14 protein-coding genes are annotated in these 14,180 nt (G+C 60.5%); 3 read left to right on the top strand and 11 right to left on the bottom strand.

Annotated elements, in window-relative coordinates:
- Positions 1 to 88 precede the first annotated feature (88 nt).
- Positions 89 to 898, top strand: coding sequence for a universal stress protein (locus EN857_RS15810; protein ID WP_127308701.1), 810 nt, complete (start codon positions 89 to 91; stop codon positions 896 to 898).
- Between the two features lie 100 nt (positions 899 to 998).
- A complete protein-coding gene (locus EN857_RS15805; RefSeq protein WP_127284839.1) occupies positions 999 to 1,268 on the top strand; it encodes a DUF6455 family protein in 270 nt (89 codons plus the stop codon).
- Positions 1,269 to 2,021: 753 nt separating this feature from the next.
- Here the strand turns inward: EN857_RS15805 and EN857_RS15795 are convergent.
- The 11 genes from EN857_RS15795 to EN857_RS15745 form a co-directional block, all read right to left on the bottom strand.
- Positions 2,022 to 2,789: a CBS domain-containing protein gene (locus EN857_RS15795; protein ID WP_320254843.1), complete on the bottom strand. Its 768-nt coding sequence runs from the start codon at positions 2,787 to 2,789 to the stop codon at positions 2,022 to 2,024.
- Positions 2,786 to 2,959 (bottom strand): cbb3-type cytochrome oxidase assembly protein CcoS, encoded by a 174-nt coding sequence (gene ccoS, locus EN857_RS15790; RefSeq protein WP_127284837.1) that lies wholly within the window; start codon positions 2,957 to 2,959, stop codon positions 2,786 to 2,788. Before ccoS ends, EN857_RS15795 begins: the two co-directional genes overlap by 4 nt.
- The gene (locus EN857_RS15785; RefSeq protein WP_127308702.1) at positions 2,956 to 5,247 is read right to left on the bottom strand and encodes a cation-translocating P-type ATPase; all 2,292 of its coding nucleotides are present in this window, start codon (positions 5,245 to 5,247) and stop codon (positions 2,956 to 2,958) included. Before EN857_RS15785 ends, ccoS begins: the two co-directional genes overlap by 4 nt.
- Positions 5,244 to 5,741, bottom strand: a complete 498-nt coding sequence (locus EN857_RS15780) for a FixH family protein (RefSeq protein ID WP_127308703.1) — start codon at positions 5,739 to 5,741, stop codon at positions 5,244 to 5,246. Before EN857_RS15780 ends, EN857_RS15785 begins: the two co-directional genes overlap by 4 nt.
- Complete coding sequence (gene ccoG / locus EN857_RS15775; protein ID WP_127308704.1) at positions 5,738 to 7,297, bottom strand: cytochrome c oxidase accessory protein CcoG; 1,560 nt, start codon at positions 7,295 to 7,297, stop codon at positions 5,738 to 5,740. The genes EN857_RS15780 and ccoG overlap by 4 nt, the downstream gene beginning before the upstream one ends.
- A 179-nt stretch (positions 7,298 to 7,476) precedes the next feature.
- Complete coding sequence (gene ccoP, locus EN857_RS15770; protein WP_127308705.1) at positions 7,477 to 8,340, bottom strand: cytochrome-c oxidase, cbb3-type subunit III; 864 nt, start codon at positions 8,338 to 8,340, stop codon at positions 7,477 to 7,479.
- 2 nt (positions 8,341 to 8,342) lie between these two features.
- Entirely contained in the window at positions 8,343 to 8,492 is a 150-nt protein-coding gene (locus EN857_RS15765) for a cbb3-type cytochrome c oxidase subunit 3 (RefSeq protein ID WP_127284833.1), read from the bottom strand.
- An 11-nt stretch (positions 8,493 to 8,503) separates the two neighbouring features.
- Complete coding sequence (gene ccoO / locus EN857_RS15760) at positions 8,504 to 9,235, bottom strand: cytochrome-c oxidase, cbb3-type subunit II (RefSeq protein ID WP_127284832.1); 732 nt, start codon at positions 9,233 to 9,235, stop codon at positions 8,504 to 8,506.
- A gap of 11 nt (positions 9,236 to 9,246) precedes the next feature.
- A complete protein-coding gene (gene ccoN, locus EN857_RS15755; protein WP_127284831.1) occupies positions 9,247 to 10,857 on the bottom strand; it encodes a cytochrome-c oxidase, cbb3-type subunit I in 1,611 nt (536 codons plus the stop codon).
- Positions 10,858 to 11,088: 231 nt separating this feature from the next.
- Positions 11,089 to 11,793, bottom strand: a complete 705-nt coding sequence (locus EN857_RS15750; protein WP_127308706.1) for a Crp/Fnr family transcriptional regulator — start codon at positions 11,791 to 11,793, stop codon at positions 11,089 to 11,091.
- A gap of 147 nt (positions 11,794 to 11,940) precedes the next feature.
- Positions 11,941 to 12,669 (bottom strand): Crp/Fnr family transcriptional regulator, encoded by a 729-nt coding sequence (locus EN857_RS15745; protein WP_127308707.1) that lies wholly within the window; start codon positions 12,667 to 12,669, stop codon positions 11,941 to 11,943.
- 134 nt (positions 12,670 to 12,803) lie between these two features.
- Between EN857_RS15745 and hemN the strand changes: the two genes are divergently transcribed.
- Positions 12,804 to 14,177 (top strand): oxygen-independent coproporphyrinogen III oxidase, encoded by a 1,374-nt coding sequence (gene hemN / locus EN857_RS15740; RefSeq protein ID WP_127308742.1) that lies wholly within the window; start codon positions 12,804 to 12,806, stop codon positions 14,175 to 14,177.
- Positions 14,178 to 14,180: the final 3 nt, after the last annotated feature.

Genomic DNA, 14,180 nt, shown 5'->3' with positions numbered 1-14,180 from the left:
GGCGGCGCTTTTGACTCGCATCAAGGCATCGGGCGCCGGCGAATGCAATCGTTCAGGCACCCGACGACTTCTGAAAAAGGTGCCTTGCATGGCCTATAAGTCAATCATTGCAAATCTTGCGATAGATGCACCGCCCGCGCCCTTGGTGAAACTGGGGGTCGAACTGGCCGAGCGCTTCGGAGCGCACCTTGTTGGCCTAGCGGCCGCCGATGTTCCGCCCCTCGTCGCCACCGGTAACGGTCTGGTCTACGAGGGCGAGGTCATGCAGATCCAGCGAACCGAGATCGAAAAACGGCTTGCCGAGCTTAGGGCCGAGTTCGAGAGGTTGGTACCGGCATCGGTGAGCAGTGAATGGGGGCAGGCGGTGTGCAGTCCCACACGGTTCCTCAGCGAGTCCTCCCGCGCGGCCGACCTTATAGTCACCGGCGGAGGTGGCGAAAATGTCTATCGCGCCGTCGATATCGGGAGCCTGGCGCTCGGCGCAGGCCGGCCCATCCTCATTGCCGCGAGCAATGCCGAACATGTCATGGCAAAGACCGTGTTGGTCGCCTGGAAGGACACCAGGGAGGCGCGACGGGCGATTGCCGATGCGTTGCCGTTCCTCGCCGGCGCCAACAGAGTGGTTATCGTCACTATGGATACCGACCGTCATGAAAGCATCCGCGACAGTCTCGCCGATATCGCCGCCTATCTCGAACATCACGGCATCATGGCACGGACTGAACTGATACCCGATGAGGCTGACGGTCACCGGTTGCTTGCATTCGCGCACTCGATCCAGGCCGACCTGATCGTCTCCGGCGCCTACGGCCACAGCCGCCTGCGGGAATGGGCCTTCGGCGGCGTCACTCGCTCGCTGATCGAGAGCAACGGCATCCATCGCTTCATGTCGTATTGACCGCCGGCCGGAATCATCCGAGCCGGAGTTGCCTGTTGACCAAGATCAAGGCGGCGGCCCCCAGCATTGACGATCATGGCTGAGAACAGGAGTGATCCCAATGACTTTTCTCGACTACCTGATTTCAGTAGACGCCAGGACCGCCTTGATGGGACGCATGATGCAGAAGCTCGGCGTCGACAGACAGTTGAAGGTCATCGCGGACCATGCCGCCGTTACCAACCGGGCGGTAGACCGCTGCCGCTCCTGCGGTCACCAGGATGAATGTTCGACCTGGCTTGACCAACACCTGCAAGCCGACGACCCACCAGATTACTGCCGCAACCGCGACCTCATTGCACGGCTGCAGCATGCGGCCGGCCAGCGATAGTTGCTTTCAGCAGCGGCCGACCGCATGTAGCGTCCCATCGCTTGCGCGTAGCGGAGAGGTCTGCGAATGCCGTTGGACTTCCGGGGTTTGACAAGTGCCACCGTGTCAAACCGAGTTTGCAGGTGATGGATTTGCCTCCACGGGACAGGCAGTTTTGAGCAGGCTGTTTTTCCTGGAAGCATTTCTGCTCTTCGTCGCGCCCGGGCCAACCAATGCTCTTCTGATGGCCGGCGCGGCCAAGCGGCAGAAGGCGATTGCACTCTTGGTCGCACAGGCCTGCGGATAGGGGATCGCAGCAGCCTGCTGGTTTGCGCTGCGCCTGCCGTCCGACGCGTTCAGGTACTCAAGCTGGGTGCAGCCGTATGGCTCGCAATACTTGGCGTGCGTCTGATAGGCATCGACCGGATCGACGCATCCGAAGACGGGGATGGCCTTTCTGTTCTGGTAACGACTGCCCTCAACCCGAAAGCCTTCATATATTGTCTGGCAACCGTGCCGGTAGACGCGAGGCCATATGACTTGGGCTTGTTCTGGATTGTGCTCTTGGTGACCACAGCCGCCTCCGGCTCGATGTGGCTCTTGCTCGGTAGGCGGCTCAGCGGAGGCGAAGAAATGGCAGACAGGATCGCGGGTGCGGCGCTTGTTGTATTTGCCTTGACGCTGCTGCGGCCTCTGTTGGCAATAGCCGCGACCTAGGTTCAACGCGGATATTAATTCGAATTTTGGGTCATGCAGAATTTCTGCCGTGCTGAACTAAGAGACAAGCACCACCGACAGCGGCCCCGCGCAGAAAAGGTTATCCGTCACCGCACTTACGCCGCCGACATTTTCAGCGGCGACAATGGCTGCCTGCCGTTCGCGTTCGTCGAAGATGGCACCGCTCAGTATCACTACCCCTTTGTCCACCGTCACGTCGATCATGTCCTTGCCGGCCAATTTCTGCTTCGCAAGCTCGGCAATAATCTTCTGACGGATCTGATCGTCGTCCGTGGCTGTAGGGGCCGATCCGGGCAAGGCATTCAGCAATGCCCGCAGAAGATCGGAGCGGGTGACAATGCCGACAACGTTGCCATCGTCGACGACGGGAATACGTTTGACGTGATGGCGCATCATGAGTTCGACGATCTCGGGCAGCGATACGCTGGGGGATACCGTAACGACATCCGTCGTCATTACCTCCTCGATACGCCGTCCGTTGGCTTGAACATATTCGTCGGCGGCTCTTCCGGGGCTCACGAGAAACTCCAGCCAACGCGAGCGCCTGCGTTGCGTGCCGAGCTCTCCGCGGCGCAGGAAGTCTCCTTCGCTGACAATGCCCACCAGCGCGCCGTCGCTGCCAATGACCGGAAGGCCGCTGATCTTCCTGGAGAGCATCAACCCTACCGCATCGGAGATCGACGCCGTAGGTCCTATCCCGATGACCGGTGCGGTCATAATGGCGTCGGCCTGCATGTCTGCCTCCCGTGATATCGATCGGTCATTGTCGAGATCTTGCGCGGCAGATGCCTTGATCTCAATCATTTCCGGCTTCGACGGATGTCATTTTGCTTGTCGTCGCGGTCGATGAGTATCCGCGCCGCGGCTCCATCAAGATCCTCGTACTGACCGCTTCTCAAGGCCCACAGGAAGCCAGTCAGTCCAAGCGCACCGAGGAACAGCGCTACCGGGATGAGGTAGATGAGCGTCGTCATGAGAGTTGAACCAGCATGCCGGGGCGCGCGCGCCGATCTTGCCAAGCGAATTCAGCCGATGAACTTCTCGCGGAACCTTGCAGCCGCAGGGCGTTTCCGATCACGATCAGCGACGAGGCGGACATCGCGACCGCCGCAAGCAGCGGCGTCACATGCCCCGATATGGCGATCGGCACCGCAAACGCGTTGTAGACGATCGCGATGGCGATGTTCTGGCGAATGAGCCGACCTGCCTTCCTCGAGACATCCAGGGCGAGAGGCACTGCCAAAAGGCTTTCGCGCAGGAAGACGAAGTCGGCGGCATTGCGACCGACGTCTGCCGCGGTCGCGGGGGCCATCGAGACATGTGCCGCACCAAGCGCCGGGGTATCGTTGAGCCCATCGCCCACCATCAGAACCTTGTGGCCCTGCCTCGACAGCGCCTCGATCCGCTCGACCTTGCCGGACGGAAGCAGCGCCGGAACGAAGCTGTCGATACCCAGCGCCTTGGCGACTTGGCCGCAGGCATTGGCGGTATCGCCGGACAGCATCTCGACGGCCACGCCGCCATTCTGCAACGCTCCGAGCGCGGCCTTGGCATCGGCGCGCGCAGCATCCTCGAACGCGAAGGCGGCGACGATCGCCCCGTTCTTCGAGAGCACCGTTCCGCCAAAGCCGCCAGATTTGCCTTCGCCGCCGGTTCGAGCCTTCCATCCAGCCCATCCGCGCCGGCCGAGGCGCCAGGTATTCCCCTCGGTGACGGCCTCGATGCCGTAGCCTGGGTGTTCGCTGACAGACTCGAGCCTGGGTTGACCGGAAAAACCCGCGAAAACGGCTATGGCCTTCGAGAACGGATGGCGCGAATGCGCGGCCATGTCGGCTGCGATCGCCAGCATGGTCGGGTCGATGGACGACGCGTTGACCAGCCTCGGCTGTCCGAGTGTGAGCGTCCCGGTCTTGTCGAACACCGCCGTGTCGATCGCGGCCAGCCGTTCCATGGCCGAACCGTCCTTGACCATGACGCCGGCCTCGAACAGGCGCCGCGCCGCGACCACCTGCACGATCGGTACGGCGAGGCCGAGCGCGCAAGGGCAAGTGATGATGAGAACGGCGATCGCGATCGTCATTGCCAAGTGCCAGTCGCCGGACGCGACCATCCAGCTCAGGAATGTCAGCAAGGCCGCGAGATGAACCACAGGTGCATAGAGGGCAGAGACCCGGTCGGCGATCCTGCGATACTGCGAGCGGCCACCCTCTGCGGCATCCATGAGTCGGACCATTTCGGCCAGGAAGGAATCCTTCGCCGCGGCCGTGGCCTGCATGGTCAGCGAACCAGTGAGATTGAGCGTGCCGGCCTGCACCTGCGCTCCCGAGCCCACGGTCCGGGGCGCGCTTTCCCCGGATACCAGCGAGCAGTCGAGATCAGAGATTCCGCTGAGGATATTGCCATCGACCGGAATCCGCTCGCCGGCCGCGATGAGCAGTTGCATGCCCGGTTCGATCTCGCCGACGGGCAGGTAGTCGCGTGTATCGTCACCCCGCAGCACCATGGCGCCGCGCGCCGCCAGTTGCGCCAGGCCGTTCACTGCGGTCCGTGCGCGCTCCCGCATCACGTGATCCAGCGTACGGCCGATCAGAAGGAAGAACAGCAAGGACACCGACGCATCGAAATAGGCGTGCTCGCCGTGCGTGATCGTCTCGTAGAGGCTCATGGCATAGGCGAGCGAGACACCGACCGCTATCGGGACATCCATGTTCATGCGACCGTGGCGCAGCGCATTCGAGGCCGAGCGGAAATAGATGCCGCCGGCGAAGGCGAGCGCGGGGATGGCGATCAGCGCCGAAACCCAGTGGAATAGGTCGCGGGTCGCGCCTTCTGCGCCGGACCAGACCGAGACCGAAAGCAGCATGATGTTGCCCGCCGCAAAGCCAGCGACCGCGACGGCGCGGATCAGTTCCGACAGCGTCTTGTCCTTCCCGTCAGGCTCCGGATCGAACAGGTGCGCTTCATAGCCCAGTCGTCCAAGCGTAGCGACGAATGCTGGAACCTCATCGCCACGCCAGCGGACCGAAACACGTTTTGTCGACAAGTTGACGCGAGCGCCTTCGACATGGCCCAGCTTGCCGATTGCCGTCTCGATCGTCTGGATGCAGGCAGCGCAATGAACCGTTGGCACCGAGAGGTCGGTCTGGTGCAGGTCATCGCCAAGCGAGCGGCTGGCTAGCCTGATTTCCTGGCTCGACGGCAGGGCGGATGTGGCCCCGTCGAGATCCAGCGCCATTTCGGCGCCTGGTGCACAACAGCTCATTGCAGCGCTCCATGGGAAATCATGATTCTGCGCACGTCGCGATAGGGCTCCGCCAGACCGGCGTCGGCATCGATTTCGACGATCCAGACGCCGTCCTTCGGTGTATGACGGACGCCGAATTCCTGGCCCGAGCCAGAAGCCAGAACGACAGTCTTGTCCTCTGCTTCATAGGCAGGATGACGGAACCGGACTTTCACGCCATGCAGTGGAACAGGCTTGCCGGCGGCGTCGCTCAAGCTGTAGCGCACGTTGCCCGACACGATCGTCAGTTCGCCAGTCCAGCCGAGCGCCGCCTGCGCGCGACCTTCCTCCGCCTTTCGGTTGAACTGCTGGCTCGCCACATAGGTGTTTTCGACGACAAGGCCAGTCCAGCTCTTGCTGGCGAGGGTCGCCATGGTCACGTTGACCCCAATGACCACGCCAAAGAAGCCGAGAATGGTGAAAAGCATGTGCCGGCCGGTGAATTCGCGGGATCTCTGCGAATGGGCACTCATCTGGCGTTCTCCGGTGCATTGAACGTGGCTGTGTATTCTGCGGACTCGTGGCCGGCCCTGTCGTCGATCCGGAACTTGAAGCTTTGCGTGATCCCAAGAATCTGTCCCGGGGGCTGGCGCACGAAAACCTTCAGCGTCTTCAACCGGTCAGGCTCGACCAGGGTGGCGAAAGAGCGAGCCGGAGTAAGATCGACGCCGACCGTGCTCATCTCGGCGCCCGGCAGACCTTGCAAGGTGAGGACGATGGTCCTTGGCTCAGGGATCATGTTGAGCAGCTTGACGGTGTAGCCGTTGCGGATCGAGCCGTCGGAAAGAGTGACGAATTGAGGGTTGCGGTCGTGCAGGACATTGATCTCCAGCCGCTCGCGGGTCAGCAGCGAGTAAACCAGTGCGGCTCCGACTGCCGACCAGGCGCCAAGATAGATAAAGGTGCGCGGACGGAAGATCTTGCGTATGTGGAAATGCGCCAACTTCTCGGAGAATGTGCCGCCGGCGGTTCGCACCAGCGAAGGGTCCACCGGGCGTTCACCGCCCCCAGTGGCCACAGCCATGTTGGCGTTGTAATCGGACAATGTCGCATAGGAGATCAATCCGCGCTCCCTGCCGAGCTTGTCCATAATGCTGTCGCAGGCATCGATGCAAAGCGCGCAGGTGATGCATTCAAGCTGCTGGCCGTCGCGAATGTCGATCCCCATCGGGCAGACTGCGACACAGGCGTTGCAGTCGACGCAATCGCCGATTGGCTGTCCAGCGGCTATGGCCTTCTTGGCATGGCGCGAGCGGGGCTCGCCGCGCCAGTCATTGTAGGTGACGGTGAGCGAATTCTCGTCCAGCATGGCGGCCTGAATACGCGGCCACGGGCACATATAGGTGCAGACCTGCTCACGCATCAGTCCGCCGAACGTGTAGGTGGTCGCCGTCAGCACAGCGATGGTTGCGTAAGCAACCGGTGCGGCAGCGCCAGTGAAGACTTCGCCAATCAGCGTCGGCGCATCAGCAAAGTAGAAGATCCAGGCGCCCCCCGTGGCTGCCGCTATGACTAGCCAGATCGCGTGTTTCGACGCACGCAACACAAGTTTGCGCGCGGTCCATGGGCCGGCATCGAGTTTCATGCGTGCGTTTCGATCGCCCTCGACCGCACGCTCGACGACGAGAAACAGGTCGACCCAGACAGTCTGCGGACAAGTGTAGCCGCACCAGGCCCGGCCGACCGTGGATGTGATCAGGAAAAGGCCGATGCCGGCCATCATCAGAAGGCCGGCGACATAGTAGAATTCCTGGGGCCATATCTCGATGAAGAAGAAATAGAAGCGGCGGTTGGCGAGATCGAGGAGCACGGCCTGGTCTGGGGCGAACGGCCCGCGATCCCATCTCAGCCATGGCGTCAGATAGTAGATGCCCAGCGTAATCGCCATCACCAGCCATTTGAAGCGGCGAAAACTGCCCGAGGCCCGTTTCGGGAAAATCTTCTTCCGGGCAGCATAGAGCGGCTGCCGGGTCTTGGCGGAATTGACCGCCTGGGCTTCCAGTCGTTCTACCTGTATCTGATCCAGCACGGTTGTCTCCACTCGCGCGCTGGCGATTGTCGTGCCCGCGCTGAGCCAAACAATGCCGCTCGGCCGGCCGAGCCGCGTTGATGCAGGTCAATCTTGGAATGTCGGAAATGAACCGAGGCCCGGCGCGGCCGGGCCTCGTCGCTTTGGCGGCTGAGGGAAGAGAACAGGCCCCCGCCTTCCTATTTTCCGCCGCCAAGCGAATGGACGTAGACCGCAAGTTCCTTGACCTTGGTCTCGCCGAGACGTCCGATCCAGGCTGGCATGACGCCATGTTTCGGCTCGCGGACCTGGGCCGCGATGGCCGTCTCGCCCGATCCGTAGAGCCAGATCGCATCGGTCAGGTCAGGTGCCCCGAACTCCCTGTTGCCCTTCGCATTAGCGCCATGGCAGGCGACGCAATTTTCCGCGAACACCTTGGCGCCGGGCTCGATCAGGCCTTTGTTCTGGACCGGACCGGAAAGGCCGGCGACATAGGCGCTGACCTGCTTGATCTGGTCGCCCGTGATGATGGCACCAAACGCAGGCATTTCCGATTGCCGCGTATCCGGATCCGAGGCGAAGCGGATGCCGTGCATGATCGTCTGCTCAACCTGGGTGGCCATGCCGCCCCATAGCCAGTCGTCGTCATTGAGGTTGGGAAAGCCTTTGGATCCTTGCGCACCCGAGCCATGGCACTGGACGCAATTGACCTTGAACGTGGCTCCGCCGGCCGCGACCGCGAATTCACGCAGCGCGTCGTCAGCAGCAATCTGGGAGACGGTCTTTTCCTGGATGGCAGCGACATATTTGCCTTTGGCGGCTTCTGCGGCCGCCAGCTCGTTCCTGACATCGTTGCGGCTGGAATAGCCGAGCACGCCCTTCGTCGCTGAAGATAGCATCGGCCATGCCGGATAGGCGATGGTGTAACCCACTGCCCAGATGATGGTGACGTAGAAAGTTATCACCCACCAGCGGGGAAGAGGATTGTTGAGTTCCTTGATGCCATCCCACTCATGGCCGGTCGTCGAAATACCCGAGACGTCGTCGATATGCTCTGAGCTCATGATCAATCGTCCTTGAGGGGAATACGGGCGGCTTCATCGGCCTGGGCGCGGCCACCCGGCCGGAGTGCGAAAGCAATGCATCCGACAAAGAAGACCGCCATGGCGAGCAGGCCCCAGCTGTCTGCGAATTCCCGCATCAGAGTGTAATCCATGTTCGCTCTCCTCAGCGGTAACCGGCGGCTTCGTCATAGTTTTTGAAATCGACCAGGGTGCCGAGCATCTGGAGGTAAGCGACCAGGGCATCCATTTCGGTGACCTGCTGCGGATTGCCATCAAAGTCGCCGATCTTGGCCTTCGGATAGCGTTTCTCGAGGCCAGACGTATCGGCGTTCGGGTCTGCCTGCGCGATCAGATCGGCGTTGGCGTTGGCGATCATGTCATCGGAATAGGGGACTCCCACACGCCTGTTCGCGATCAGATGCGTCGAGAAGTCCTTTATTTCGATCGGCGCGTCCTTCAGGAAGGCATAGCTCGGCATGATTGATTCCGGCACCACCGAACGTGGGTCCATAAGGTGCTGGACGTTCCAATCGTTCGAGTATCGGTCGCCGACCCGGGCAAGGTCAGGGCCAGTACGTTTCGAGCCCCACTGAAACGGATGATCGTACATCGACTCGGCGGCCAGGCTGTAGTGGCCGTAACGCTCGACCTCGTCGCGGAACGGCCTGATCATCTGGCTGTGGCAGAGATAGCAGCCCTCGCGCACATAGATGTTGCGGCCTGCAAGTTCGAGTGGCGAATAGGGCCGCATGCCTTCGACTTTCTCGATCGTGTTGTCGAGATAGAAGAGCGGCGCGATCTCGACGATGCCGCCGACAGTCACCACAAGCAGCGAGCCGACGAGAAGAAGCGTGGCGTTCTTCTCGATGATCGCGTGTTTGTCCATCAAGCCCATTGTCTGGCTCCTTATTCGGCAAGCTGGAGGGCGGGTTCGGAACCCGGCAATGGTTGCTCCTCGCGCTGATAGCCGAGGATGGTCATGGTGATATTCCAGGCCATGAGCAGCGCGCCGGAGAGATACAGCGCGCCGCCCGCCGCGCGCATCACATAGTATGGATGCATGGCGGCGACGGTTTCGGCGAAGGAGTAGACCAGGAAGCCCTGCTCGTCGTACTCACGCCACATCAGGCCTTGCATGATGCCGGAGACCCACATGACCGCGGCGTAGACGACGATCCCGAGGGTCGCCAGCCAGAAGTGCCAGGTGACCAGCCGCAGCGAATAGAGCCGTTGCCGGTTCCATAGCTTCGGCACCATGTAATAGATCGCGCCGAACGAGATCATGCCCACCCAGCCGAGCGCACCCGAATGGACGTGCCCGATGGTCCAGTCCGTATAGTGCGACAGCGAGTTGACGGTCTTGATCGACATCATCGGACCCTCGAAGGTCGACATGCCGTAGAAGGCGATAGCCATCACCATCATGCGGATGATCGGGTCTGTACGGATCTTGTCCCAGGCACCGGAGAGCGTCATCAGGCCGTTGATCATGCCGCCCCATGAAGGCATCCAGAGCATGATCGAAAACACCATGCCGAGCGTCTGTGCCCAGTCGGGGAGGGCGGTGTAGTGCAGATGATGCGGCCCGGCCCAGATGTAGAGGAAGATGATCGCCCAGAAGTGGATGATCGAGAGCCGGTAGGAATAGACCGGCCGGTTGGCCTGCTTGGGCACGAAATAGTACATCATGCCAAGGAAGCCGGCGGTCAGGAAGAAACCGACGGCGTTGTGGCCGTACCACCACTGCGTCAAGGCATCCTGCACGCCCGAGAAGGCCGAGTAACTCTTCGAACCCAGGAAGGAGGCCGGCATCGACAGGTTGTTGACCACGTGCAGCATTGCGATGGTCACGATGAAGGATAGGTAGAACCAGTTGGCGACGTAAATATGCGGTTCCTTGCGCTTCATGATCGTGCCGAGGAACAGGAGGAGATAGGCGACCCAGACGATGGTCAGCCAGATGTCCACGTACCATTCGGGCTCAGCGTATTCGCGGCTTTCGGTGATGCCGAGGAGGTAGCCGGTGGCGGCCATGACAATGAAAAGCTGATAGCCCCAGAACACGAACCAGGCGAGATCGCCGCCGAAGAGCCGTGCGCGGCACGTACGCTGCACGACATACAAGGACGTGCAAAGCAGCGCGTTACCGCCGAAAGCAAAGACAACGCCGGATGTGTGCAGCGGCCGCAGACGGCCGAAATTGAACCAGGGCTGGATATTGAGATCCGGATAGGCAAGCTGCAGCGCAATGACCACGCCGACCAGCATGCCGACAACACCCCAGAACATGGTGGCGATGGCGCCGTAGCGGACCGGGCCATCCATGTAAGCCTCTGGGTCAATCGGGGCCGCCGGCTTGAACTCCGTCTTGCGCAACAGGATCGCAGTGAAGCCGGCCACGGCGAAGAACAACACCCACATGTGCTGGCGGAAAGGCTCATCCGCGCCGAAGCCTGCCGCGACGAGGGCCGCAAAGGCAAACAGGCTTAGAAGGACGATCTCCGTGCCAAATCTCATCGCGAAGTCCCCGATCTCGAATTTCCGGCGGATCGTGACCGCCATCGGCACGAATTCGGGATTTTCCCTTTTCTGGCCTTGATCCAGGTCAAAGGGCGGCTTCTTTTTTGTTTGGGGAGCGACAGTTCTGCAGAACGATGCAATGGGGCAGCCTGCAGGCGAACTGTTGGATTCAGATAGGGCGGCCGAAGCGGATATTATTACTTTCCCGGAGAAGGGACGATTGGCAGTTCAATCGCCGCAGCGTTCCTCAAGCCGAGCAACGCTTTCCAGGCTGATATGCCGCCTATTTGCAATCCTAATCACACCATCTGTTCGCAGCTTGGACAATTCGCGACTGGCAGTCCCGATCGTCAGTCCAAGAAAGTCAGCTATATCCGCGCGTTTGACTGGCAAGTCGAAGCTCATCGAGTTCGCCGAGTGGTTGCCAGGACCTATGTTCCTCAGAAGGAAGCTTGCGACCTTTTCCGAAGCAGTCTTGCGCCCCAACGCCGCCATCCAATAGCGTGCTTCGTCAAGCTGCTTCAGCGCGTGCTTTAGCAGCACACGCCTAAGCGCTGGCGTTTCCTCCATCATGCGCTCGATGATCGTCTTTGAAAACGAGCATAGCGTCACCTTCGTGAGGGCTCGCGCCGTGATGGGCCATTGTGCCTTGAAAGGCCTGCCCAGAAAATCGGGCGCGAAATGGAAGCCGACAATCTGCTGACGTCCATCCGAGAGGTTTCTCGTAAGTTTGATTACGCCGGACAGTACATTCGAGTAGGCTCCGTCGTCGGCCAATTCTGTCCCCCCCGGGATTTCATGCCTTGATGAAGCCTTGGCCAGGTTGACTAGTTGCCCAGTCTCAAGTGCGCCGCATAATCCACCTTGTCGCGCTTCGCAGGACTCACAGATCGTGGGAATGTCAGCTTGTTGAGCACCCTGTTTGATGGCCATTGTGACGCCTATGATCAATAGGACGCCTATTTGCTCCGACTGTGGCCTGCACCGCCTTGATCGAGATCAAGGCTTTGTCGGTGCTTGTTCCTAGGCCGGTGGCACCAGCGCTGCAAAGAAGAACAGTATGGGCTCTGTCGCCAATCATCAGCCGCCGCAGCGTTGTTCCAGCCGGCTCAGGCTGTCTACGATTATGTGTCGATGGTTCTCGATGCGGATTACCCCATCGGCTCGCAGCCTGGTCAACTGGCGACTTACCGTCTCGATCGTCAGCCCAAGGAAGTCAGCAATATCGGAGCGTGATAGGGGCAGATCGTAACTTGTCGGCCCAGCCGCGACATCAACGGCCGGATCGATATTCCTGGTGATCATCAGAAGAAAGCTCGCGACCTTCTCCGAGGCTGTCTTGCGCCCCAGCGCCACCATCCAGCTGCGCGCATCGTCAAGCTCGTTCAGCTTCTGCTCAAGCAGGCGATGCTCCAGCTCCTGCGAGTCTTTCATCATCCGCTCGATGACGGTCTTTGGAAATGAGCACAGCGACACCTCTGTCGCAGCTTCGGCATTGATAGCACTTTCCGCCTTGAACGGACGCCCCAAGAAATCCGGCGCGAACTGGAGTCCGACAATTTGCTGCCTTCCGTCCGGAAGGCTTTTTGTCAACTTAACCACCCCGGAAAGCACGTTTGAATAGCGTTCAACAGCTTCGGCATCGCCAACCAACTCACCGCCCGGGGGAACGGCACGCCTCGACGAGGTCTTGGCCAACTTGATCAATTGATCGGGCTCGAGCGCGCCGCACACCCCCCGGTGGCGCGCTTCGCAGGATCGGCAAAGAACGGGGATGCCGGCACTGTGGACATCCTGTCTGATCGTCATTGCATCGCTCGAGCCCAGAGAGAGAAATAGAATACCATACCGCATCTCGTTGCTGTTGCGTCAGTTTGTCCGTGGCGCCAAATGCCTTGATTGAAATCAAGGCTCGCCACACTTGCGCGGGCTACCTTGGCCCCATGCCAGCGAAAGCAATCAAAGACGCACGCCCCGTTTTGACGACCAATCCGGCAGAGAACGTGCCTCGTTACACGAGTTACCCAACGGCGCCGCACTTTTATCCGGGCGTTGACGCGGTAGTGGTTCGTGGATGGATGGACGCGCTCGAAGGCGATGACGAGATATCATTATATCTGCATATTCCGTATTGCGACCGGCTTTGCTGGTTCTGCGCCTGCCATACCAAGCAGACACGTCACTATGCTCCTGTGGCCACTTTTCTGCACTCCCTACATAGGGAGATCGAAACTGTCGGCAGGTTTGTGAGCGGTCGGGGCAAGGTCCGCGCCGTCCATTTCGGGGGCGGCTCCCCGACGATGCTGAAGCCCGACGACATCCTGGCGCTCGGTAGAGCGTTGCGGGACCGGTTCGACTTTCTCGATGATGCCAGTCTTAGCGTCGAGATCGACCCAAACGATATGGACGAAGGGCGGCTGGATGCCTTCGCTGCGATCGGCATGACGAGAGCGAGCCTTGGCGTCCAGGACTTCGATCCCAAAGTGCAGAGGGCTATCAATCGCGAGCAGAGTTTTGCCCTCACGAGAAGCATTGTCGATGCGGTCCGCGCGCGGGGCGTTGCATCCGTCAATCTGGACCTGCTCTATGGGCTGCCGCATCAGACTTGCGAGAGTGTTGCAACGACCGTCGCCCAGGCGCTGACGCTGGCGCCAGACAGGCTGGCTCTATTCGGCTACGCGCATGTGCCATGGTTCAAGAAGCACCAGACGATGATCGATGAAGCCTGGCTGCCCGATTCCGCCGCACGTCTGGCGCAGTCGCAGCTTACTGCACGACTGATTGTCGAGGCCGGATACGAGGCCTTGGGATTGGATCATTTCGCAAAACCGGAGGACACGCTGGCCATCGCCGCCCGCGCCGGCAAGATCCGTCGCAATTTTCAGGGCTATACCGAAGACCAATGCGAAACGCTTATCGGTCTTGGCCCCTCCTCGATCAGCCGATACCGGCAAGGCTACGCCCAGAACATCGTTGCGACCGGCGAGTACGAAAAGGCCGTCAATTCCGGACAGGTGGCGACAGCGCGAGGGATTGAATTCAGTGTCGATGATCAGGCGAGAGGCTGGGTCATCGAACGCCTGATGTGCCAATTCGCTTTCTCGGCGACAGACCTTGTCGAACGTTTTGGAAACGTCGGCCAACGGCTACTTTGTGAAGCGAGTCGACTGGCCATTGCCAGCGCAGGACAGGTTCTCCGGCTCGAAGGCGAGAATTTCGTCGTACCGGAGGAAAGCCGTCCGCTTGTCCGGACCGTGGCGGCGAAATTTGACAAATACCTGAAGAATGGAATCGGCCGGCATTCGGCGGCGGTGTGAACC

The organism is Mesorhizobium sp. M4B.F.Ca.ET.214.01.1.1, from assembly GCF_004791545.1.
GTDB classification, from domain to species: domain Bacteria; phylum Pseudomonadota; class Alphaproteobacteria; order Rhizobiales; family Rhizobiaceae; genus Mesorhizobium; species Mesorhizobium abyssinicae.
This window is presented reverse-complemented; position numbering and strand designations above follow the sequence as displayed.

Excerpts from the sequence above, each read along its gene's own strand:
- EN857_RS15810 (WP_127308701.1), top strand. The coding sequence starts at position 89 with ATGGCCTATAAGTCAATCATTGCAAATCTTGCGATAGATGCACCGCCC.
- EN857_RS15805 (WP_127284839.1), top strand. The coding sequence starts at position 999 with ATGACTTTTCTCGACTACCTGATTTCAGTAGACGCCAGGACCGCCTTG.
- EN857_RS15795 (WP_320254843.1), bottom strand. The coding sequence starts at position 2,789 with ATGATTGAGATCAAGGCATCTGCCGCGCAAGATCTCGACAATGACCGA.
- ccoS (WP_127284837.1), bottom strand. The coding sequence starts at position 2,959 with ATGACGACGCTCATCTACCTCATCCCGGTAGCGCTGTTCCTCGGTGCG.
- EN857_RS15785 (WP_127308702.1), bottom strand. The coding sequence starts at position 5,247 with ATGAGCTGTTGTGCACCAGGCGCCGAAATGGCGCTGGATCTCGACGGG.
- EN857_RS15780 (WP_127308703.1), bottom strand. The coding sequence starts at position 5,741 with ATGAGTGCCCATTCGCAGAGATCCCGCGAATTCACCGGCCGGCACATG.
- ccoP (WP_127308705.1), bottom strand. The coding sequence starts at position 8,340 with ATGAGCTCAGAGCATATCGACGACGTCTCGGGTATTTCGACGACCGGC.
- EN857_RS15765 (WP_127284833.1), bottom strand. The coding sequence starts at position 8,492 with ATGGATTACACTCTGATGCGGGAATTCGCAGACAGCTGGGGCCTGCTC.
- ccoO (WP_127284832.1), bottom strand. The coding sequence starts at position 9,235 with ATGGGCTTGATGGACAAACACGCGATCATCGAGAAGAACGCCACGCTT.
- ccoN (WP_127284831.1), bottom strand. The coding sequence starts at position 10,857 with ATGAGATTTGGCACGGAGATCGTCCTTCTAAGCCTGTTTGCCTTTGCG.
- EN857_RS15750 (WP_127308706.1), bottom strand. The coding sequence starts at position 11,793 with ATGGCCATCAAACAGGGTGCTCAACAAGCTGACATTCCCACGATCTGT.
- EN857_RS15745 (WP_127308707.1), bottom strand. The coding sequence starts at position 12,669 with ATGACGATCAGACAGGATGTCCACAGTGCCGGCATCCCCGTTCTTTGC.
- hemN (WP_127308742.1), top strand. The coding sequence starts at position 12,804 with ATGCCAGCGAAAGCAATCAAAGACGCACGCCCCGTTTTGACGACCAAT.